The organism is Chryseobacterium soldanellicola (genome assembly GCF_900100115.1).
GTDB lineage: Bacteria > Bacteroidota > Bacteroidia > Flavobacteriales > Weeksellaceae > Chryseobacterium > Chryseobacterium soldanellicola.
In genome coordinates this window covers 655,133-677,170 of record NZ_FNKL01000004.1, presented here as the reverse complement: position 1 = coordinate 677,170, position 22,038 = coordinate 655,133, and the positions used below count along the sequence as shown (strand labels likewise).

Here is a 22,038-nt window from a genome sequence, read left to right as displayed (position 1 = left end):
ATTTAACCGATAAATTTCCGGAAAGAAAAATCCGGATCGTGCATTTCAGTTTCATTTTCACTTGATGCGCATTGTGCTTCCGATGCATAAGCAAACATTTTTTGCTCATAATCATCGATGGCAGATTCTATAGATTCAAATTTTCCTTCGGTTAAATTTTCTGATAAAACTAAAGCATCAACTAATCCTGTATTCACGCCCTGTCCAGCAAATGGAGGCATTAAATGTGCAGCGTCTCCAATCAGGGTTATCGGCAAAGGCCGGTTAATTTTCCAAGGTTTGCTTAACGGAAGCTTTCTTGTTGGTAATCCGACAAAAAATGTTGTTGATTGTAATAATTCATGGTAAATTTTTCCCCAATCAGAAAATCTTTCTAAAAGAAATGTTGTAATTTCTTCTGGATTTTTAAAGTTTAACTGATTTTCCCGGTTCCAATTTTCGGGCCTTTTAAAAATAATTCCATAAGATAAAGTATCGTTGTTAAAAGGATTAGCTACTAATAAATTTCCTTTATAAGCCGCCATGAGTCTCTTTCCATTGCATAACTGGTAAAATTCAGGACAATTAATCTCCGGTTTCGGAACATCTCCCTGGATGATAAAAGTTCCGGTATATTTAATTTCAGTATCATTGACGTAATTTCTTACTTTTGACATTCCTCCGTTGGCAATAATCACAAAATCAGCAGTTTCCGAGGGCTTTTTTTCAAATTCTAAATTCCAAATTCCATTATTTTCCTTAATTTCAACTAATTTTCTATCCCAGATAACCGTATTATTTTTTAAGCTACTTAACAATAAATTTCTTAAATCAATTCTATTGATCTCAGGATTATCATATTGATTTTCAGCGTTAACTTCTGTTGAGGATAAAATTTTACCTTTTTCATCAGCAATATTTATTCCCATCGGTAAAGCGGTTTTGTAATAATTTTCCAGTAAACCTGCTTTTTTCAAAGCTTCCTGCCCGGAACCTTTGTGAAGGTCGAGCGTACCGCCCCAAATTCTTGCGTGGGGATCTGCATCTCTTTCGTAGACCGTTACTTCTATCCCATTTTGCTGTAATAATTTTGCCATGGTTAAACCAACAGGCCCGGCTCCAATAATGGCTACTTTTTTGTTTTTCAGTAAATTATTATTCATTTTATGATTTATCTGATCACAAAATTCTGAAATAATATACCCTTAGGATTGTATAAATGCGACAAAATCAGTGTCGATAATCTGTTCTTTCTTGGCTTTTCGGGCAAATGCGGCGGGCGTTGTGCCTGTGTAACGTTTAAATTCTCTGCTTAAATGTGCCTGATCCGTATATCCCAGCTCAACCGCCAAACCTGCGAGATTAGTATCAGGATTGATCCACAACTGATTCCTTACTTTTTCAAAGCGCATCAGGCTGGATACATCTTTCACCGTATGACCGGAAGATTGCTTAAATTTCCTTTCCAGGGTACGGACTGTCGCGTGGGCAGCATCTGCAACCTGATGAACGGTAATCGTTCCGTTGGCTTTTCTCATCGCAATTCCGGCTTTATAAAGCATTGTTTTGGTGGAAATCTGAGCATTCAAAAAATATTCTTTGACATTATGTATGGCTTCTTCTATCTTTCCATTATTAATTAAATCCTGCAAGCTAGATTGGAGTTTTGCAATGGGATGCTCAAAAATATGTACTCCGTTTTTATTGGAATCTAAGCCGAGCAAATCAAAAACCGTCCACGGAAAACACCTTACAGCAATAATTTGTAACCGTTTTTTTGTATGAAAATGTACCGGATGATTGAGCAATCCCACCAAAAAAGGCGAAGGCAGTGGCTGTAAAACCCCGTTATGAAAAATGCTGCAGCCACTTCCGAAATGAAAAATAATTTCCGCATATCCATCAGGAATTACTTCAAAGCTCGTATCGGCTTCTCCAAAATCAGTATCATTGTACCAAAAACATTTTATGATATCACGCAATTCTTGTGGAGCTTCAAATTCCTGATGAATATTTTTTACAGGTTTCATACTCTATTTCTTAATCAAATTTAACAATTTTATAAGAGGTTAAACCATTAATCAAACTATTTATTATTGTATTTTTGCTTTATAAATATAAATATTTTCACATTTCAATCATGACTTATATTGAAAATCCTTCTATAAAAGCTGTATTTTTTGACATTGATGGTACACTTATCAGCTTTAAAACGAATAATGTTCCGCAATCCACTCAAGATGCAATAAAAAAATTACGCCAAAAAGGAATTAAAGTAATTGTGGCAACGGGACGTTCCATTAATACGCTGGCACATATTTCACATATAGAATTTGACGGTTTCATTACATTTAACGGCGGATATTGTGCTACGACAGATGGTGAGATTCTTTCTAAACAAATAATCAATGAATCTGATATTCAGAATTTAATTAACTATGCTGAAAGCTCACCTTTAAGCTTTTCGCTGATGTATGAAGATAAGGTTGAAATTAATGATGCAACGCCAGAAGTTGTAGGAATGTATTCGCATGTTAATTTACCTGTTCCACCGATTCTCGATAAAGAAAATATTGATATTCATAATGTTCTTCAGGCGAATATCTTTCTTGGACCGGATGTTGAGGAAGAATTTATGCGAACTGTAATGCCCAATTCTACGGCATCCCGATGGACTCCCCTTTTTGCAGATGTAAATCCCGGCGGAATAAGTAAAAAAATAGGGATAGAAATTTTTTGTAAACATTTTGGAATTGATGCCTCTGAGACCATGGCTTTCGGGGACGGAGGAAATGATATTACAATGCTGAAATTCACGAAAATCGGTATTGCGATGGGAAATGCAAATGATAGTTTAAAAGAAATTGCCGATTATATTACAGAAGATGTTGATAATGATGGCATCGAAAAAGCATTAATTCGCTTTGGAATAATTTAATTTTATTAACTGAATATCAATATTTTAAATGTTTAAAATATACATATAGCTCTTCTTTGTGGTACTTATTTTAAAGGTGTTTTTAAAATTAAGGCATGATATATGCTATTATCTAATAAATCACTTAAAATATTACAGTTATGAGAAGTATCTTATGGTTAGTAGCAGTCATTTGTATTGTCGTTTGGCTCCTAGGAATGTTAGGTGTTGTACCAGGAATGAGCACCGGTTATTTAGTTCATGTTTTATTGGTAATTGCCATTATTGTAATTCTTTACAATATTATTACGGGCAGAAAACCTTTAGATTAAAGTATAATTAGTTCAAAATTAAAACCTCTCAAATTTGAGAGGTTTTTTTATATCGTAAAATTGTATTTAATTAAATTGTTCCCATTACAAACATATTTTCCATGGTAGGAGCCACACTTCCGCCCTTTTTTTCAAGAGTGATAGCAAAAGCCTGCGCCTTCGGAATATTTGAAAGGGCAATCCTGCTGTCTTTTTCTTCAGTGTACATTCCTGCGCTTACAGGTTTTCCATCAGCAATAGCCCAAAGCTGATATTGCATGCCTTCCGGAGCTTTTGGGAGATCTTCGGCATTTAAATACACTTCTTTTGAATTCTTATCCCAGAAAACCATCGCTTTGGTATCGGGATGTTTCTCAACTCCTTTTAGTATGACCATTTTCATATCCGGGTTGGACATCATTTTCCATTTTTGCTCTAATTTCTGATAGGCAATATGCTGAGATTGTTTTTCGGTTTCAAGCTTTGTAAGCCTTTCTTTTGCTTTAGACTGATCATTCATCCAAAAGAGGTTTCCGGCAATGCTTACCAGGAATAAAACAGATGCGGCAATAGCAAAAGCTTTCCAGTTGCTGTTTCCCTGGATTCTGATTTCTTCCTGCGGCTTTGCAGGCGGAATATCCGGAGAAAAAGCAGGTTTTACTTCTTCAATGATTTGTTCCTGCTGAATTTTAGACCAGATTTTTGATTTTAAATCACTTGGAGGTGTTACAGCCTGAGCCGTAGCAAGATCTTCCAGCGTTTTTTGTGCTTCTTCGAAAGCAGCTTTTACTTCTGCATTATTCTTCATCACACACTCCAAAATTCCTGCTTCCTCGGGAGAAGCATGGCCTAGAATATAAGATTCTATAATTCCGGATGATATGTATTCTTTAGTGTTCAATTTATTTTATTGATAATCTTTTAGCAAATCCTTTAATTTTATCAGCGCGTTCCGCATTTTCGTTTTTACCGTTCCCAGCGGTATCTTCAGTTTTTCGGATATTTCGTTCTGGGTATATCCCTGATAATATGCCAAGTTGATAAGTTCCTGTTTATCAACCTCCAGAGTTTCAAGTACATTGTTAAAACCGATAAAATCAGAAGTATTATTGGTCGTTGAAAGTTCTGCAGAGTTATATACGAAATCAGGAAGCGGTTGGTTTTTCAATTCGTTTTGAAAACCTTTTGATTTTAAATAATCTATGGCTGTATTTCTTGCGATATTGATCATCCAGGTGTAAAATCTTCCTTTTGTGGAGTCATACTGATGGATAGAATTCCAGATTTTTACAAAAACATCCTGAATAATTTCTTCAGTATATTCTTTGGACTGTACGATTCGGAGGATGACCCCATACAACGCACCGGAATAGTTATCATACAGATGATGAAAACCGGCTTCGTTTTTTCCTTGGAGTAAAACGATGAGTTGCTCTTCCGAATAGTTTGCTTTAATAATTAATATTTTTCATCCCAAATGTAATAAAATAAAATTTATAATGAACAATATTTAAAAATTCTTTTGAAACATAAATGATTTTATATGAATTGTAATGAATTATTAATAATAATTCAGCTTAATTGTGTTAAAATTCAAAATTAATGATCTGTTTTTCAATTGGTTATAATTTATGTTGAAAATTTTTACATCTAAAACAAAACCAGCCTCGTAGATGATTTTAGAACAAAAAATTTCAGATAATAAATAATTAAAAATCAATACAATGAACACAAGATCAAAAATCGCAGTCGTAGGAATGGTAGCCTTATCATTTGCTTTCAGTGGAAACGTAGCTGCACAAAAGATGAAAGAAAAAACGGTAATGGTTGGCGGAGCAGCAATGTATCCTTCAAAAAACATTATTGAGAACGCAGTCAATTCTAAAGATCATAAGACTTTAGTAGCCGCTGTAAAAGCAGCAGGATTGGTAGAAACTTTACAGGGCGCAGGTCCTTTTACAGTATTGGCTCCTACAGACGCAGCTTTTGCAAAATTACCGAAAGGAACTGTTGAAACTCTTGTAAAGCCTGAAAATAAAGAAATGCTTACAAAAATTCTAACGTATCACGTTCTTTCCGGAAAATACAGCGCCAAAGAAATCTGGGCAGCCGTAAAAGCCGGAAACGGAATGAGCAGCATGAAAACAGTACAGGGGGAAGATCTTACTTTCTGGACAAAAGGCAAAGACCTTTATGTAAAAGATGCTAAAGGAAACAGCGCCAAAGTTACCATCGCAGATGTCAATCAGTCAAATGGAGTGATCCATGTCATAGATACGGTGCTAATGCCCTAAATGGTTATTAATTTTTTTAAACAGCATAAATTTTATGCTGTTTTTTATCCTTTTTTTAATGGATTTAATTAATAAAAAACACATTTCTATATATAAACTAAATTAAAAAATAATATTATGAAAAAAACGATCAATGTTTCTAATCAGGGTGCAACCTTAGATACAGGCAGAAGAAATTTTTTGAAACTGAGTGGTATCGGTCTTGCAATGGCGGGACTTACACTCGTTGGTTGCGATGATAACGATGATTTCCAGTTTATGGATAACAAGGTTTTTGATCTTGGAACGGGTGATGTTGGTGTATTAAACTATGCGTATGCACTCGAACAGCTTGAAGCCGATTTCTATACAAAAGTTGTCAATAATTTTTATAGCGGAATTTCAAGTGTGGAAAAAGAAGTTTTTACAGATCTTTACCATCATGAAGTGATTCACAGAGATTTTTTTAAAGCAGCAATCAGCGGTGCGACTACTAATATTTTACCCACTCTTGAATTCCAGTACCCGAATGTGAATTTTAATGACAGAAATTCTGTGCTTGCCACTGCAAAAGCTTTGGAGGACACAGGAGTTTCCGCTTACAACGGTGCAGGAAAGTATATCACCAATCCGGCTTATCTTGTGATTGCAGGGAAAATAGTTTCTGTAGAAGCCAGACATGCTTCGGCGATAAGAAATCTGATCAACCCCGGATCAGCAGATTTTTCCGGTGATGATGTGATCGATGCCAACGGACTGGATCTTGCCAAAGAACCAAAAGATGTTGTTACGACAGCAGGAGGATTCTTCAAAACGCCTTTCACATGGAAAGAAAGAGGCATCAGTTAAATTATTCACTTCAAAAAATCTATTATTATGAACATTTTAAAATTATTAGATAGACTTTCTAACGATAAATTCTTCACTACAGAAGCTTCAAGATTAGAAACCCTGACGAATATAAAAGACTTTGGTACAAAAGCGGCTGTCGCTGCGGTTCCTCTTGGTTTGGGATCGCTGATGTCGACTTCCGCAAAAGCTGAAACTCTTCCCCCTACAGGTCCCGGAAATACCTATAAAAGTGCCTTAACGGATGCCTTACAACTCGCTTTGACATTAGAATACCTGGAAGATGAATACTACAGAATGGGGCTTAATACAGCAGGTTTAATTCCTAATGCTGATAAAACCGTATTTATGCAGATTTCAAAACACGAAACTGCGCACGTTGCCTTTTTGAAAAGCACACTAACATCTCTGGGCGTAACTCCTGGTGCAAAGCCTACGTTTGATTTTACAGCAGGTGGAAATTTCACCCCTTTTACTGATTATAATCAATTTCTGATACTTTCTCAGGCTTTTGAAGACACCGGAGTAAGAGCCTACAAAGGGCAGGCAGGAAACGTAATGTCTAATCAGGCTGTTTTACAGGCTGCCTTACAAATACATTCCGTAGAAGCAAGACACGCTTCCCAGGTTCGAAGAATGAGAGCCAATAAAGGCTGGATCGAGCTCGCAAACGGAGGAAATATGCCTGCTGCAACCAATCCCGTGTATGCAGGGGAAGATGTAACCATCCAGGCAGGATTTAATACCGCGACGGCTTTCGGAGCTGCCGCAGGATCTGCTGCCTATGATGAGGTTTTAAGTGGAAGTGACGCAACGGCAATAGCATCCCTGTTTATTGTGTGATGTGATTTTTTAATATTTAGCGCTGTGAATCCTTTCCTGAATTTTTTAGGAAAGGATTTTTTTAAGGAAATAGACTATCGCTGTAAACAATCTATTGATTTTTTTAATTTAATTATTTCGGAGTCAACTCTTATTGCTTAGTAAAAACAAGATTCTCTGTATCAGGAAGATATATTTTTATATCAGGATTACCTGGGCAATCTCCATCACTAAGAAGTCTACTATCAGGATAGTATGACCAATTAATTTGTGTATTGCTTATTTTCTTTAATGTTATTCTTCCATAACCAATACCACAGTTAGTACCCGAATATATCAAAGCAATACTATTATTATCTAGAATATTCGTACCAATGCTTAAAATCCTATTTTTTGTATTTATAATATTTTGAGTGTCCTGAAGTATTATCCCTGTTGATATTTTTTTTACAATATATTTCACCCGAAGAGCATCTCTATAAAATTGTCTAGTTATACGATCATTGAGTACCTTATCTTCTTTAGTAATATATAATGTAATTTCATTTCCATCATAATTAGCTTTATATATACCTATATAAGGAGGAAGTAGATTATCCAAATCTTTCATATAAGAATAATTTGGAGCGTTTTTATAAAATGTATTTAATGGATAAATTTGTTGTGCCTTGCAGTTTATTAAGCATATTGCCAAAGCAAATAAGGTGATAATATTTTTCATAATGATTTATCTAACAAAGCCCCTTTCGAGGCTTTATTTTTATTGTTTAGTAAAAACAAGATTCTCTGTATCAGGAAGATATATTTTTATATCAGGATTACCAGGGCAGTCTCCATCACTGAGTAGCATATCGTTGGGATAATAAGACCAACTAATTTGTGTATTGTTGATTTTCTTTAGCGTTATTCTTCCTGAACCTACGCGACAATTCGTACCTGAATAAGTAAGTGCAATACTATTATTATCTAACGTATTAGTGCCAATGCTTATAATTTTATTTCTTCTAGGATTAGCCGGATTAAGATTTTCCTGAAGGATGGCTCCCGTTGTTATTTTTTTTACGATATACTTTACATGAAGTACATCTCTATAGAATTTTCTATCTCCGGGTCCATAATCTTTAAGATACATATCTTCTTTAGTGATAAACAAAGTAATTTCATTTTCTTGATAAGTAGCTTTATAAGTTCCTACATAAGGAGAAAGATAATTATCCAAATCTTTCATATATGCATAGTTGGGTGCATTTTCATAATAAGTATTTAATGGATAAATTTGTTGTGCCTTGCAGTTTATTAAGCATATAGCCAAAGCAAATAAGGTGATAATATTTTTCATAATTGTTTTTGTTTTATTATTGTGGACAAGGTGTTTCTTTAGGTTTTCCATTCGCATCAAGGGTTACACTATAGACTTTTCCACTTTTATCTATCCTTTGTAAAATTATTTTATTTTTATCAATATTCATTTTATCAAGAGCATTAAAAAAGACTTCCTCCAAACCTTTAAAGCTGAAAAAATTTCCGTTTTGTGAAGAATAGCCTGGCAGATCTCTGATAGATTGCTCAAAATCTTGATATTTGTCTTCAAGGTCGTCTAAATCATCTTCAGGATAGTTTCGATCTTTTATTTCCGCAGCAGCATCACGCGAACCATTAAACCGAACCAGGAAATTAAAATATTCAATTCCACCGGTACTTGTACATCCGGGGCAAGATGTTTCCGTATCTACCATTCCTCCAAAAGCTACATCAGAAGACTGATCAGGTGGGAGTTTTTTAATAAACTCAAACAGTTTGTAAATATCGTGGCAGGAAAAAATATTAATTCCTTTTTTTGTGTGATTATGGTAATATCCTGAATATCCATCTGTATTTCCCAATTGTACACTATGTTCCTCACCATCTATTAGAGGATCAGGCAGTCCGTCACTTGTTTTTACCATAAAAGCTTTCTCACCGGTAGCCATTGATTGATTGTATAAAGCATTAACTTTATCTTTCACTTCCTGCTTTTGTATTAATACTTTTGTTTTCTCACACGGCGTCGTAGGATTTGTAATAATCACGCCAGAACCATCGCCATTACAATCTGCCGAAAGGTTATCGGTTTCGTCTGTTGAAGATGTCTTGTGGGCAATTGGGTTGAGGTGAGTTTCATTCAGGCAGTGGTCGTACCATCCTATAGTATTCCCATGACTATCTAAAATAAGATCTGTGCAATCTTTTGGATTATCACCCCACGGTACTTCATCTTTAGGTCCGTTTCCGCCATTATACCATCCTCCGTTAGGCGGGGGAACATCACCGGGATCTATAGTCCCGCCGGAATCACCATTTCCACCGGGAGTACCCGGGATGGGAGGACAATCACCTACACCATCATTAAATCCTACCATAGAATTCACACTCCCATCCAGAGAATAGGAAGTCACGCTCCCTGTAAAATGTTGAAAATCTAGATAAGTTCCATCTTTGGGATTATATTCAATGATTTCTGCTTTTACGACTTGTCCGTTGGTTTTCTTTACTTCAAGATTGTAAACAGCATCGGTGGTGTTCATGTTTTCTACTTTGAAAACATAATAGACATCAGTGCCATAATTAGCTTCTACAATCGCAGAGGTTTCAATATCTCCAATTGTAAGATCCTGTTTTCCTGAAATAGAGGCAGAACGTAATGGAACTTTCATGTCTTTTCTTCCCGATTCTTGGTAGATAAAGTTTTCGACATTGGGAATATTTTTCAGCTTTACCATTCTGAATTTTGAAGCATTAGGATTTACAGCAGTGTGCTGCTCGTTAAGAAGTTCATTCCTACAGGAATGTAACGAAATACTGATTGCTACTAACAGGAGTAGCCTGAGAATAAATTTTTTGTTCATAAATGTGTAGTTTTTTAGAATCGTAAATATAATTATTTTCTTCTATGATTACTCTGCAAATATGTGAAATATAGTCCAATGCCAATGCCCTATTTCAGGGTATTCCTGCCCGATTTTCGATGCACATTAATAATAAAATACAAACGATTATTTATGGCGATTATATTTCATTTTTCATCTTCATTTTGTTGAAAATTTTCACCATTTAGGAAAGGTTGACAATCACTAAAAAAAAATTATATTTGTTAATTCTTAAAAACATACTTTCAATGAACAAAACTATTGGTAAAAGAATAAGAAATTTCAGAGAAGCTAAAGGCTTTTCTCAGGAAGATCTGGCAGAAAGACTTAAAATTTCACGCTCAGCGTATCAGCGATTGGAAAATGGTGAAACCAATTCGTGGATCAATCACATCGAAAGTATTTGTGATACATTGGAAGTAACGGTTGATGAACTTTTAAAAACAGAAGAAAGCTTTGTTCAGGTAAATAATAACAATAATGAGTCTAGTAATTCAAGTGGTGTTATTCAAAATCAGACGATAAATTATATTCTTTCAGACAAATTAATCGAACAATACGAAGAAAGACTAAAACAAAAAGACGAAGAAATCGCCTTTTTAAAAAGTTTAATAGAAAAAAAATAACAAATAGTATTTGTACGTTCCCGAAAGCTTCCTGCACTCTGGCAACAGGTTTTCGGGAACATCCGAAAGGTTGCCACACCCTAGTAAGAAGATTTCGGGGAAGTGTGAAAACCTCTTGCACTCTTGTAATACGTTTTCGGGTAAATAAAACACAAAAAATCTCTTTTAAATTTTAAAATCGTTTTAATTTTATTCATAATTTAGTATTATTATTTTATAAAACATTATATGTATGAATGCAATAGACCTTCCCAAACTACGCAACGCAGAATATCTGCAATATCTCAAAGACTTTTCAGGAATCATCAATCTGAACAATCCTGCCTCACTAGGGATTGATAACAAATTATCCGCTTTCACAGCAAAAACCGATGAGCTGGAAGTGCTTTACAAAAAAGCTCTCGCCAGTGAAAAGACACAGGAGCTTCTGATACTGGACGAAAGAAGAGATAATGCCATTAACGGGATTTACTATTTCCTGATGTCATTTACTTATCATTATGAAAGCGATAAAAAGCAAAATGCCCAATTGCTACTAAACAGCATAACATTATATGGAACCGGGATTGCCCGCCTTAATTATCAGGCTGAAACCGCAACACTCAATAACATTCTTCGTGACTGGGAAAATAAACCTGAGCTTTTGAATGCAATAACAACCTTCAACCTATCTCCATGGATTGACGAGCTTAGAGATGCTAATGCACAGTTTAATACAAAATATCTTTCAAGAACACAGGAATACGGTGATGCCAATCCTGAAACCATCAAAAGCAAAAGAGAAGAAACCAACATGGCTTACTATGCCCTTCGTGACAGAATAGATGCATTGCATCTGTTGGTAGAAACACCGCCTTCACCTTATGCTACATTAATCAATCAACTTAATGCCCTTACAGATCAGTATAATGTGCTTCTTATAAACAGACAAAATATTCCTGCTGGTGAAACGGATAATCCTTTATCTATACGGTCTTAAAAATATTAAGCTGAGATTCTTTAAATTAGATTTACAATAAATAAAAAGCCGTTCAATAATTTGAGCGGCTTCTATTTTTTTAAATATAATCTATTCTTATTTCGGAGTCTGAGCTTTTTCGTAAATCAAACCTTCAGATTTTAATTCGTTCCAAAAATCAGTCGGAATTCCTTTGTGTAAGGCTTCTACATTATCCTGAACCTGCTCGGGCTTACTCGATCCCGGAATAATAGCGGCAAATTCATCGGCTGCCAAAACGAAATGTAACGCCGCATCTACAATATCAATCGAATATTTTTTTGCGATTTCAGCAATTCGGTCACGTTTTTCTGTCATGCCTTTCGGGATAACATTCTTATAATTATAGCGGGGCCTTCCGGTCACAAATCCCGAATTATATCCTGCTCCGGAAACCAGCTTTACACCGGCTTTCTTTACGGCAGGAAGCAGCCTGTCAACAGCATCTTCATGTTCTAAAATTGAATATTGAGTGGCAGAAAGACAAATATCCGGGTCGGCAGCTTCGAGACAGTCTAAAATGGGCTCGATTTTATTAACACCCATTCCCCAGGCTTTAATTACCCCCTGATCTCTCAACTCGGAAAGAACTTTAAATGCCCCCTTTTTGGCCTGTTCCAGAAAATAAGGATATCTGTCACCTACCTGATCCTCAGACAGATCATGAATATAAACAATGTCAATGTAATCGAGGCGGCTTCTTTCAAGGCTTTCTTCGATGGATCTTTTGATGGCGTCTGCGGTGTAATTGTGTTCAAAGTCATAATTTAGCGGGGCTTTCCACATTGTGGGCGGAACTTCATTTTCCGGAACTTCAACAAATAATCTTCCCACTTTTGTTGAAAATACAAATTCATCTCGTTTTTGACCATGCAGAAAGTTTCCGAATCTTCTTTCACTTTTTGTCAACCCATACCAGGGTGAGGTGTCATAATATCTGATTCCTAAATCCCAGGCTTTTTGTAAAACTTCATAAGATTCTCCGTCTGTAAGGGCCTCAAATGCTGTTCCGATGGCTACTCCACCCAATCCCAATCTATGTTTTTCTGTTAAAATATTACTTTTCATAATATAAATATTTAAAATTTGGTTATTTACTGAGATGCAAACATCGTGCAGACCCATTTTGAATTTAATTAATATGTATAGCTGATTAATAATTTATTAATCTTTTAAACTTAAAACTTAAAATTTAAAATATCAATAGAATTATTTGGTCCTATTATTGAATTAAATTTTCTACCACTTCAATATCAATTAATATGAAAAAGCACATTATTATCGTAGGCGGAGGATTTGCGGGAATTAATCTTATTAAATCCTTAAAAAATGACAGCAGATTTCGTATAACTTTAGTTGATAAAAATAATTATCACTTCTTTCCACCGCTTATTTATCAGGTGGCAACCTCTTTTATTGAGGCTTCAAATATCAGTTACCCCTTCAGAAAATTACTTTCAGGATATAAAAACGTTCATTTTCATATGGGTAGCCTTACCAAGGTGCATCCTGAAAGCAAAACGATTGAAACGGATACCGGAACGCTGCATTATGATTACCTTGTTATTGCATTAGGAACGGAATCCAACTTCTTTGGCATGGAAAATGTGCAGCGATGTGCGCTCCCGATGAAAAATATCGAAGAAGCCCTTTATTTACGCAATTATATGCTGTTGAATCTGGAAGAGGCTGCCCGAAATAAAGATATAAAATCTGCCCAGAAATTACAGAATGTAGTGATCGCAGGAGGCGGGCCAACCGGTGTTGAGCTGGCAGGAATGCTTGCCGAAATGGGAAAATTTATCGCTGAAAAAGAATATCCCGAGATAAAATTAGGCCTTTCAAGTTTATACCTGATTGATGCGCTTCCTACCCTGCTTTCTCCGATGAGTAAGCTTGCCCAGGAAACAGCTCATAAAAAACTTAAAGAATTAGGCGTAAAAATCCTATTAAATGTATCTGTAAAAGATTATGCAGACGGAAAAGTGATGCTATCAGACGGAAAATCCATAGAAACAGAAACGCTGATCTGGACTTCCGGAGTTATTGGCCGTGAAGTTCCCGGAATTCCCGAAGAAAGTGTAGGAAAAGGCCGAAGATTATTGGTAGATGCTTACAATAGAGTCCAGGGCACGGAAAATATTTTTGCGTTGGGTGATATTTCACTGCAATTAACTGATGATAAATTTCCTAAAGGCCATCCGCAATTGGCTCAGGTTGCCATACAGCATGCGGATAATTTAGGAAAAAATTTAAAACGCATTGAAGATGAAAAAGTTCTGATTCCTTTTAAATATAATGATAAAGGAAGCATGGCGATTATTTCTAAATTTAATGCTGTTGTAGATTTGCCGAAGTTTTCTTTTAAAGGATTCTTTGCATGGTTAACGTGGCTTTTCATTCATATTATTCCGTTGGTAAGTTTTGGGAACAAGGTTCGTCTGGCCGTTGAATGGTTCAGATTGTTTATCACCAATAATCCTTCTATCCGACTGATACTTTTACCGAAAAGAAATACAAGTAAAGAATAATTTACTTTTAGCTTAAATAAAAAAGCCGTTCAAATTTTTATGTATTGAACGGCTTTTATTTTACTTTTTATGTGTATTATTGGCTCGCTTTGTTTAAAAGTTCGATATCTTCACTGCTGATGTTCAATGTTGGTGCTGCAAATAATGTCTGGAGCTGTGATTCACTCGTTGCACTTACGATTGGAGCGGTAATTAAAGGATTTGCCAGCAACCACGCCAATGCAACAGCGCCTTGAGTGGTCTTGTGTTTTGCGCTTATTTCGTCCAATGCTTTTAAAACCTCAAAGCCTTTTGGATTTAAATATTTTCTTACCCCTTCTCCTCTTTGGCTTTTACTTAAATCTTCTTCACTGCGGTATTTTCCGGTTAAAAACCCGGCAGCTAAAGACCAATATGGAAATGTACTTAAGTTATATTTTTCAACCAAAGGAGCATAATCCTGTTCAAATTTTTCTCTTTCCAACAAATTGTAATGCGGCTGTAAGGCAACATATTTTGGAAGGTTATTTTTTTCTGCTATATCGAAAGATTCCTGCAAGCGTTCCGGAGAAAGATTGGATGCGGCGATGTAACGGATTTTTCCTGCTTTGATAATTTCATCATAAGCCGACAAAGTCTCTTCCACAGGCGTTTTATGATCATCAAAATGGGTATAATAAATGTCGATATAATCAGTTTTAAGTCTTTGAAGCGATTCATCAACAGACTTCAGAATATGTTTTTTGCTGATATCATAACCATGTTCTTTGGTTTCAGAACCTACTTTGGTTGCCACTACCAAGCCATGTCTGTTGGCGCGGGCTTTCATCCATTTTCCAATAATTTCCTCGGATTGTCCGCCTTTTCCGTTTACCCACCACGAATACGTATCTGCAGTGTCGATGAAATTAAAACCTCCATCAATAAATTTATCCAGAATGTTAAAAGATTTCTTTTCGTCTAAAGTCCAACCAAAAACATTTCCTCCGAAATTAATAGGTGCAATTGACAGATCAGTGTTCTTTATTTTTCTTTTTTCCATAATAATTAGCTTAAAAATATAATACAATGTAATAAATATTATACCGCTTACTTATTTGGTCTGTTAATTTTTATCTATTTCTATCATTAAAAAAGACTAACCATGAGGTCAGTCTGTATTGTTTTATTAATTATATTAAAGATGTGTTATTTCAGCCATGATTGATTGCTTTTATTATCAGAGCGTTTTTTTCCGCTTTCAAAATTATATGCAAGACCAACACCCAATGTTTGTTTCAATTGAGTTCTCCTGATCTGATTGTGATCATAAAGCAGGTCTACAGTAATATTTGTTGAGATAAATTTATTGATTTTCATATTTAAAACCCCGCTGTACGAAAGAACAAGCCTTTCAGGATGATCGATATAATTAGAGAAAACTGAACCGGTATTAATAAGATTAATATTCTCCATAATCTTTAATTTATAGATTGCCGTTCCTAAAAATCCAAACTGAAATAATGAAGAATCGCCGTCATTTTTTAAACCATACGTTCCTGCATATTGCAGATCTTCATCCAAAACAAAGGTCCATCTTGCGTTGGCAGGGCGTAATGTCATCGTAAAATTATCATTTGGGCGATAGGTGACGCCGGCACCGATATTTAGATAACCGGGTGCCATAAAATTGGAGAGTTTTTTGGCATCAGGATTATTTCCGTCTTCAAAGCCTCCTGCAAACTGTGTCTGCAGACTTGCGCCACCAGAAAGATACCAGTTTTTTGCAAATTCTCTCCCGTAATTGGTCGAAAGATTGATCACATCCTGAGTTTTTCTGGTTCCTATTCCTTTTGTATTATTTTGTCCGTAACCCAGAATAATGATATTTTCCCAAAGATCTTTTCCTTTTTCATAGGTCATGTTATAATTAACTCCGGCAAGCCAACCGACATTATTTGCGCCACCACCGACCCAGTTTGAAAAGGCTGCCTGATTAAGCATTAATGTATTCTGGCCCTGAATGCTCCACGCTTTTGTAGTGTCAACTACCGGAATATCAGCTTTTTCCTGCGCAAAATTGTATATCCCTAGCGAGACAGAAATTGATAATAAAATTTTTTTCATAAATGATTTTTTTTAATGCATAAAAATAGAATTTAATTTCCTAATTAATACAAAAATGTAACTTTAAAAAGATATTTAATTCTATATTTTGTGAATAAATAAAGCTTCCTTTTAAATTTTAATGATAATTACATAACATATTGTTGAATGACATCATTCTAATTAATACAATCATTTTTAATTGCTTTTAAAAATAATACGTTTTTAATGTATAATTAATACAGTGCAATCCATTGATTAGTTTTATCTATTACGATTATGAATAGAAAGTTTATGATTTTATTCCAATTATGTAATGCATAATTTTATTTTTTCATATATTTGCGAATCGAAATAATTTTTTTTCATCATTTGTGTTTTTTTAGGACCTCTTCTCGAAGAGGTCTTTTTTATTTACTACCGTAATTCCTTGTTTTCTTACAGCTTAACCAGAATACCACAAATTAAGTATAAATACTTAATAATCAATTTAGTACTTTATACTCTAAAATATTTCCCTTTTTAGTGACACCTTTGAAATGTTAAACAAACAAAAACTTTACACCATGTCAACATTCAAAATTAACATCATTGCGGGACCACTTTGGAGCAATGACGAAGCGCAAAAATTAGGAGGCCGTATTGCAGCGGCACATTTAGGAAAATTCACCGGACAATGGAGCACCATTGTAGAAGGTGAAATGAGTGTAATCGAAGTTGAGTTGAATACACAACCCACCGGAGATTCAGAATATACAATGGATGTACTTGCTGGTCCGCTATGGAGCATTGAGGATGCCAAAGAAGTTTGTCCGGCTATCTGCGCCTCTTACGGAGGTACTTGGAACGGGCAATGGACGACCGTCGTTGAAGGCAAAATGAGCGTTTGCGGCTGTGTCTTTAAATTCTAAAATTTATTAAAAGATGTGTATAGTCTCCGGAATTTTTCCGGAGATTTTTTTTAATTATGTTTCACATTGAGATTTAGAGATATCATAGAAAATTATTAATTGTTATTGATTTTTAAAATAATAATTTAAACATAAAAATTGTTTTTACAATAATTTATGGTCTGAATTTTGGAGATTCATAGTATGAAGCATATTAGAAATATTTCTCCACTTTTTGGAAAAACGGTTGTCATCACTGGAGCTTCCAGTGGTGTTGGTAAAGCAACCGCAGAAGCTTTTGCGAGAGAAGGTGCTTTTTTGGTCCTTGCCGCCCGTGGTGAGGATTCTTTACAGCAAACTGCAGATATTTGCAGGAAACTGGGCGCTGAAACGCTGGTCGTTCCCACTGATACTTCTATCGCTGAAGAAGTTAATCATCTCGCAGAAGAAGCAATAAAATTCAATAAACGCATTGATTATTGGGTAAACAACGCGGGAGTTTTGTCATTTGGAAAGTTTGATGAAACACCGGTTGAGGTTGTAGATCAGATTATAAAAACGAATCTGTTGGGCTATATGTATGCTGCACACACTGTTCTGCCTCTATTTAAAAAGCAGGGAAAAGGAGTTTTAATCAACAATATTTCCATTGGCGGATGGATGCCTGCTCCTTACGGAACCGCTTACACCGCTTCTAAATTTGGGATACGGGGATTAGTAGAGAGCCTTCAGGGTGAGGTTTCAGAATTTCCAAATATTTATGTTTGTGCATTGTATCCCGGTTTTCAGAAATCTGCTGGAATCGAGCATGCCGCTAATTATTCAGGGATAAAACTGAGCACTCCTCCACCCGCTTTTGACCCCCGGGGTTTGGCCAATTCTATTGTTGAAGTAGCAAAAAATCCTGTAGATTCAACATATCCGGATTGGTTTTCGATTGTATTTAAAAATGCTTACGGAATTTTCCCCGGATTTATCCGTTTTGTTTCATCTTCCGCAATGAGATTTATTATGAAAAAAGCTCATAATGAAGAAAATTCTTCAGGAAATGTATTACAGCCTTCAAAAGGAAATATGGGGATTGATGGAAAAACCTTACTTCCAAATCCTCCCAAAGTAATAAAAGTTGCCGCGTTTGGAATTGCAGGATTAGCTGTGGCCGGCTTTTTATTATCCTCTTTAAAATCAAAGAAAGTTTAAAATATTCATCACACCATACAAAATATATACTATTATGGAAGCAAAAAATATTGGAAGAATAGCCCTCGGAGCATTTCTCATAACCGCAGGAATCGGGCATCTTACCTTTGCAAGGAAAGAGTTTCAGGCGCAGGTTCCGGATTGGGTTCCTTTACCGAAAGATGATACTGTAGTTTATTCCGGGATTGCAGAAATTCTTCTCGGAACGGCAACAATTGCAGCCCCTGAAAAACATAGAGCAACAATGGGAAAAATCGTGGCAACTTTTTTTGCAGCAGTACTCCCCGGGAATATTTCACAGTACAAAAACAGAAAAGACAGTTTTGGTCTTAATAATGATAAAGCAAGATTTGCAAGGCTTTTTATGCAGGCTCCTTTGATCGCATGGGCATTAAAATCGACTGAAAAATAAATTTAATCAAATCTAAATATTATGTATAAAAAAATTTTAGCAGGTCTCGGAGGTGCACTAGCCTTAAATATTTTACATGAGATCGTCAGAAAAAACTTTGAAAATGTCCCGCATATCAATGAAGTTGGAGAAGAAGCATTAACTAAAATTACAGATAAGACGAATATTGATCTTTCTGATAAAGACCATATTTATGCCGCCACTCTGGCAGGAGATATTATCGGAAACGGTTTGTATTATGCGTCTACCGCTACAACACATGATGTAACTTCCGGACTGTTGATGGGTATTGCAACGGTTGCACTTCCAAAAACTCTCGGACTCGACGATAAACCTGTTGCCGAAAACAACCAAATTAAAGCAATGACTATTGGTTATTATGTTTTCGGAGCTTTGATAACGAAATTTATTTATGATAAAATTAAATAATATCATATAATAACTGGGAGCTATAGCCAATTGGTTATAGCTTTTTTTATGCTTAAAAATTAGCTGACCCTTTTTTTATTGCTTGAAGGAACCCAATTTTCTTTTTCACAATTTTTGCATTTTCCTGCATTTCCTGAATTCTTAAGTTCCGTATTTCCGCAAAAAGTACATGAATAATAACCTTCCTGGTTAATATATTTAATCGGATGATCTAATGAGCCGGGCATTGTCGGAAGCCCATACTTTACTTCTTTATCTTCAAGATAGAAGACGCTGATGTCACCGGAAATTTCTTCAATTGCCATCTCGACTTGACCTAGCTGTGAAATTCCTTTTAACCTTAATTCTGAAAAAAATTCATCACTTCCAAGATTTTCCTTTTTAAAATTCTTAATTGAAAATACACCGTTTTCAATTAAGCATACGGATTTTCCTTCTACCAGATTTTCAAATTTTTTATTTCTACCAATATAAAATGTGACAATGCTGTAGAGTAAAATAATAACAATAAATACAATAATAGAAGAAATTATTCCTACATCTTTATTAAACATCGGATCACCTGCTGCCGATCCCAGCCCGATAATTACAACCAATTCGAAGATGGATAGCTGTTTGACTCCTCTTTTTCCTAAAACTCTCAATCCTATAATGATGGTTAAAAACATAATTGCAGTTCGCAAAATGATTTCCAGAATAAATGACCAGTCTTCATGGCCCATCAATAGTTCTTTCCAGTCAAGTTTTAATAGAAATATGGATATCATAGGAAATTATTTATTTCAGTTGTTCAAAAAATACGCCACAGACGGAAGGTTATTGCAAGACAAACTTTATATATTTTCTGAAATTGATTTTAATCTAACAATTTTTTCATCATAAGGTCAGTTTGCTTTTCCTCTCCTAAAACGAAAATATGTTTATCAAATTCTATAAATCCGTTTTTTTTGTAAAAATTTATAGCTTTTAAGTTTTCTTCCCAAACGCCAAGCCAGATAGAGGATTTGCCTAATTGTCCGGTGATTTCCAATGCTTTTTCATAAAGAAGCTGTCCTACTTTTTTACCATGATGACTGCTTTTTACGTAAATTCTTTCAATTTCGAGAGAAGTTTCATCCTGTAATTCAGTTTGCGCTTTTCCTGAATTTATTTTTAAATACCCAATCGGATGATCTTCTTCCCAGGCGATAAAAAACTGTGAATCAGGATTATTTAATTCTGATTTTATTTTTTCTGTTGTAAAGCTTTCTTCAAGATATTTTTGCATGGCCTCTTCTGAATTGTCTTTTGCAAACGTTTCGTAGAAAGTCTGTTTACCAAGAGATTGCAATGTTTCGAGATCTTCCAGAGAAGCTTTATTAATTATAATTGACATCTTAATAATTTTAATTAGGAAAACAATATTTCTTTAAATTTTTCAGCAGCCAAATGCACCTGCACAGCCCAATCATCGGCAGCGTCACTTCCCGCATTATCAGAAATATATTTTAAACATAAAAAAGGGATTTTTTCCTTCATGGCAATCAAGGCCAACGGATAGGCTTCCATATCTACGATGTTGTATTCGTCTTCAGAATGGTTTGTCTCAAAACTGTCACCGCTTCCGCAAACGCCTTCTCTCAGGCCATTCATCAAATATCCATATTCCAGTAAAGGCGGAATTCCTGACAACGGAGTTTCATATTTTTTAAAACCAAGACCTCTTACATCCATATCGCGCTGAATGAATTTTGTACAGCAAATAACTTCTCCTTTAGAAAAATTTTTACTTCCTGCCGAACCTAAATTCACAATTAATTTAGGTCTTTTAAAATGGATTTCTTTGGCAAGCCCCATTGCTGCATTTACTTTTCCGATGCCTGTAATCAGCTTATTGGTGTGGTCAAAAGCATCTCCTGCCTCAGAATCTAATGCGAAAACAAAAAGAGTTTCGTCAATCGGGTACTTTATTTCGTCGTTTATTTTTATCATGAATTTAAAGAATTAAATACTATATCCGTCTGTATCACAAGAATTTTCTCCATTTGAAAGATTTTTGTGCGGAGAAACAGTTTCCTGATACGTTTGGGTTAACGCATTCTTAAAAAGCTCGACAGGTTGCGCTCCAGAAACAGCATACTTTTCATTCAAAATAAAAAAAGGAACACCGGTAACGCCATGATTTTTAGCTTCTTGAATATCCTGACTCACTTCATAATCATATTTATTGGACGTTAATGCCTGTCTTGTTTCTTCTTTATCTATACCTAAAGATTCAGCCATAGAAATCAAAGTTTCTGTATCCGCAACATTTTCTCCATTCAGAAAATGAGATTGAAATAAGGCTTCTTCCATTTGAGAACATTTATCGTATTTTTTGGCTAAGTGAAGTAATTTATGAGCCGGAAAAGTATTTGTTATTAAAGCTTTTTCAAAATTAAAATCTATTCCTGAATTTTTACCCATCTGCAAAACCTGTTGCATCATCTGTTTTGCCTGTTCTTCGGAAACTCCTTTCTTTTCTTTAAAATATTCAATGGTGCTGATCGCTTCGGAAGCATTTAAAGTCGGGTCCAGCTGGAAGCTTTTCCATTCCACCTTTACTTCATCTTTGAAAGGTAGTTTTTCAAGCGCTTTTTCAAAATTATGTTTTCCGATATAGCAAAACGGGCACATTACATCTGACCAGATTTCTATTTTCATTTTTCTGTAATTTAATCTATTTAGCGAATTTTTTTTTATTGTATAAAAATAATTGTTCGTGCCTCAAAGATAATTATAATTTTCTTGCTTTTCATTCAACGGCGAAGGCCCATCAAATAAAAAAGTCCGTAATTATAATGAATTACAGAC

26 protein-coding genes are annotated in these 22,038 nt (G+C 35.2%); 12 read left to right on the top strand and 14 right to left on the bottom strand.

What is annotated here, in order from left to right; genetic code table 11:
* Positions 1-2: 2 nt before the first annotated feature.
* Positions 3-1,142, bottom strand: a complete 1,140-nt coding sequence (locus BLT04_RS17180) for an FAD-dependent oxidoreductase (protein ID WP_089757021.1) — start codon at positions 1,140-1,142, stop codon at positions 3-5.
* A 42-nt stretch (positions 1,143-1,184) separates the two neighbouring features.
* Positions 1,185-2,009 carry a helix-turn-helix domain-containing protein gene (locus BLT04_RS17175; RefSeq protein ID WP_089757020.1) on the bottom strand — a complete coding sequence of 275 codons (825 nt, stop codon included), beginning with the start codon at positions 2,007-2,009 and terminating at the stop codon, positions 1,185-1,187.
* Positions 2,010-2,119: 110 nt separating this feature from the next.
* Between BLT04_RS17175 and BLT04_RS17170 the strand changes: the two genes are divergently transcribed.
* Both BLT04_RS17170 and BLT04_RS18815 read left to right on the top strand, forming a co-directional pair.
* Positions 2,120-2,917, top strand: coding sequence for a Cof-type HAD-IIB family hydrolase (locus BLT04_RS17170; protein ID WP_089757019.1), 798 nt, complete (start codon positions 2,120-2,122; stop codon positions 2,915-2,917).
* 140 nt (positions 2,918-3,057) lie between these two features.
* Positions 3,058-3,228 carry a lmo0937 family membrane protein gene (locus BLT04_RS18815; protein ID WP_139166277.1) on the top strand — a complete coding sequence of 57 codons (171 nt, stop codon included), beginning with the start codon at positions 3,058-3,060 and terminating at the stop codon, positions 3,226-3,228.
* A 70-nt stretch (positions 3,229-3,298) separates the two neighbouring features.
* On the opposite strand, the gene BLT04_RS17165 is transcribed toward BLT04_RS18815, so the two are convergent.
* Both BLT04_RS17165 and BLT04_RS17160 read right to left on the bottom strand, forming a co-directional pair.
* Positions 3,299-4,108 (bottom strand): anti-sigma factor, encoded by an 810-nt coding sequence (locus tag BLT04_RS17165; RefSeq protein ID WP_089757018.1) that lies wholly within the window; start codon positions 4,106-4,108, stop codon positions 3,299-3,301.
* A 6-nt stretch (positions 4,109-4,114) separates the two neighbouring features.
* The gene (locus BLT04_RS17160) at positions 4,115-4,591 is read right to left on the bottom strand and encodes an RNA polymerase sigma factor (protein ID WP_089757017.1); all 477 of its coding nucleotides are present in this window, start codon (positions 4,589-4,591) and stop codon (positions 4,115-4,117) included.
* Positions 4,592-4,931: 340 nt separating this feature from the next.
* On the opposite strand from BLT04_RS17160, the gene BLT04_RS17155 reads away from it, so the two are divergent.
* The 3 genes from BLT04_RS17155 to BLT04_RS17145 all read left to right on the top strand — a co-directional run bounded on the left by BLT04_RS17155 (position 4,932) and on the right by BLT04_RS17145 (position 7,172).
* The gene (locus BLT04_RS17155; protein WP_089757016.1) at positions 4,932-5,501 is read left to right on the top strand and encodes a fasciclin domain-containing protein; all 570 of its coding nucleotides are present in this window, start codon (positions 4,932-4,934) and stop codon (positions 5,499-5,501) included.
* A gap of 117 nt (positions 5,502-5,618) precedes the next feature.
* Complete coding sequence (locus BLT04_RS17150; RefSeq protein ID WP_089757015.1) at positions 5,619-6,329, top strand: ferritin-like domain-containing protein; 711 nt, start codon at positions 5,619-5,621, stop codon at positions 6,327-6,329.
* A 27-nt stretch (positions 6,330-6,356) separates the two neighbouring features.
* Positions 6,357-7,172, top strand: coding sequence for a ferritin-like domain-containing protein (locus tag BLT04_RS17145; RefSeq protein ID WP_089757014.1), 816 nt, complete (start codon positions 6,357-6,359; stop codon positions 7,170-7,172).
* Between the two features lie 130 nt (positions 7,173-7,302).
* Here BLT04_RS17145 and BLT04_RS17140 read toward each other — a convergent pair whose 3' ends face one another.
* Genes BLT04_RS17140 through BLT04_RS17130 form a run of 3 tightly spaced genes read right to left on the bottom strand, consistent with a single transcriptional unit; the run spans position 7,303 to position 10,036 of the window.
* A complete protein-coding gene (locus tag BLT04_RS17140; protein ID WP_089757013.1) occupies positions 7,303-7,872 on the bottom strand; it encodes a hypothetical protein in 570 nt (189 codons plus the stop codon).
* 39 nt (positions 7,873-7,911) lie between these two features.
* Positions 7,912-8,490: a DUF6705 family protein gene (locus tag BLT04_RS17135; protein ID WP_139166276.1), complete on the bottom strand. Its 579-nt coding sequence runs from the start codon at positions 8,488-8,490 to the stop codon at positions 7,912-7,914.
* A 16-nt stretch (positions 8,491-8,506) separates the two neighbouring features.
* Positions 8,507-10,036, bottom strand: coding sequence for a hypothetical protein (locus BLT04_RS17130; protein ID WP_089757011.1), 1,530 nt, complete (start codon positions 10,034-10,036; stop codon positions 8,507-8,509).
* A gap of 269 nt (positions 10,037-10,305) precedes the next feature.
* Here BLT04_RS17130 and BLT04_RS17125 point away from each other — a divergent pair, with 269 nt between their 5' ends.
* Both BLT04_RS17125 and BLT04_RS17120 read left to right on the top strand, forming a co-directional pair.
* Positions 10,306-10,683, top strand: coding sequence for a helix-turn-helix domain-containing protein (locus BLT04_RS17125; RefSeq protein ID WP_089757010.1), 378 nt, complete (start codon positions 10,306-10,308; stop codon positions 10,681-10,683).
* 232 nt (positions 10,684-10,915) lie between these two features.
* Positions 10,916-11,662 carry a DUF6261 family protein gene (locus tag BLT04_RS17120; RefSeq protein ID WP_089757009.1) on the top strand — a complete coding sequence of 249 codons (747 nt, stop codon included), beginning with the start codon at positions 10,916-10,918 and terminating at the stop codon, positions 11,660-11,662.
* Between the two features lie 96 nt (positions 11,663-11,758).
* Here BLT04_RS17120 and BLT04_RS17115 read toward each other — a convergent pair whose 3' ends face one another.
* Positions 11,759-12,748, bottom strand: coding sequence for an aldo/keto reductase (locus tag BLT04_RS17115; RefSeq protein ID WP_170828503.1), 990 nt, complete (start codon positions 12,746-12,748; stop codon positions 11,759-11,761).
* Between the two features lie 194 nt (positions 12,749-12,942).
* On the opposite strand from BLT04_RS17115, the gene BLT04_RS17110 reads away from it, so the two are divergent.
* The gene (locus tag BLT04_RS17110; RefSeq protein WP_089757008.1) at positions 12,943-14,211 is read left to right on the top strand and encodes an NAD(P)/FAD-dependent oxidoreductase; all 1,269 of its coding nucleotides are present in this window, start codon (positions 12,943-12,945) and stop codon (positions 14,209-14,211) included.
* 76 nt (positions 14,212-14,287) lie between these two features.
* Here the strand turns inward: BLT04_RS17110 and BLT04_RS17105 are convergent, their stop codons facing one another.
* Both BLT04_RS17105 and BLT04_RS17100 read right to left on the bottom strand, forming a co-directional pair.
* Positions 14,288-15,232, bottom strand: coding sequence for an aldo/keto reductase (locus tag BLT04_RS17105; RefSeq protein ID WP_089757007.1), 945 nt, complete (start codon positions 15,230-15,232; stop codon positions 14,288-14,290).
* 146 nt (positions 15,233-15,378) lie between these two features.
* On the bottom strand, positions 15,379-16,296 hold the full coding sequence (locus BLT04_RS17100; protein WP_089757006.1) for a DUF3078 domain-containing protein: 918 nt from the start codon (positions 16,294-16,296) through the stop codon (positions 15,379-15,381).
* A 545-nt stretch (positions 16,297-16,841) separates the two neighbouring features.
* Between BLT04_RS17100 and BLT04_RS17095 the strand changes: the two genes are divergently transcribed.
* The 4 genes from BLT04_RS17095 to BLT04_RS17080 all read left to right on the top strand — a co-directional run bounded on the left by BLT04_RS17095 (position 16,842) and on the right by BLT04_RS17080 (position 19,206).
* Complete coding sequence (locus BLT04_RS17095) at positions 16,842-17,186, top strand: mannan-binding lectin (RefSeq protein WP_089757005.1); 345 nt, start codon at positions 16,842-16,844, stop codon at positions 17,184-17,186.
* A gap of 183 nt (positions 17,187-17,369) precedes the next feature.
* Positions 17,370-18,365 (top strand): SDR family oxidoreductase, encoded by a 996-nt coding sequence (locus BLT04_RS17090; protein WP_089757004.1) that lies wholly within the window; start codon positions 17,370-17,372, stop codon positions 18,363-18,365.
* Between the two features lie 34 nt (positions 18,366-18,399).
* A complete protein-coding gene (locus tag BLT04_RS17085; protein ID WP_089757003.1) occupies positions 18,400-18,777 on the top strand; it encodes a DoxX family protein in 378 nt (125 codons plus the stop codon).
* Between the two features lie 21 nt (positions 18,778-18,798).
* Positions 18,799-19,206, top strand: coding sequence for a hypothetical protein (locus tag BLT04_RS17080; RefSeq protein WP_089757002.1), 408 nt, complete (start codon positions 18,799-18,801; stop codon positions 19,204-19,206).
* 59 nt (positions 19,207-19,265) lie between these two features.
* Here BLT04_RS17080 and BLT04_RS17075 read toward each other — a convergent pair whose 3' ends face one another.
* The 4 genes from BLT04_RS17075 to BLT04_RS17060 all read right to left on the bottom strand — a co-directional run bounded on the left by BLT04_RS17075 (position 19,266) and on the right by BLT04_RS17060 (position 21,888).
* Positions 19,266-19,973 carry a DUF421 domain-containing protein gene (locus BLT04_RS17075; RefSeq protein WP_089757001.1) on the bottom strand — a complete coding sequence of 236 codons (708 nt, stop codon included), beginning with the start codon at positions 19,971-19,973 and terminating at the stop codon, positions 19,266-19,268.
* Between the two features lie 89 nt (positions 19,974-20,062).
* Positions 20,063-20,581: a GNAT family N-acetyltransferase gene (locus BLT04_RS17070; RefSeq protein WP_089757000.1), complete on the bottom strand. Its 519-nt coding sequence runs from the start codon at positions 20,579-20,581 to the stop codon at positions 20,063-20,065.
* Positions 20,582-20,595: 14 nt separating this feature from the next.
* Positions 20,596-21,177: a 5'-methylthioadenosine/S-adenosylhomocysteine nucleosidase family protein gene (locus tag BLT04_RS17065; RefSeq protein ID WP_089756999.1), complete on the bottom strand. Its 582-nt coding sequence runs from the start codon at positions 21,175-21,177 to the stop codon at positions 20,596-20,598.
* Between the two features lie 12 nt (positions 21,178-21,189).
* Complete coding sequence (locus tag BLT04_RS17060; protein WP_089756998.1) at positions 21,190-21,888, bottom strand: DsbA family oxidoreductase; 699 nt, start codon at positions 21,886-21,888, stop codon at positions 21,190-21,192.
* Positions 21,889-22,038: the final 150 nt, after the last annotated feature.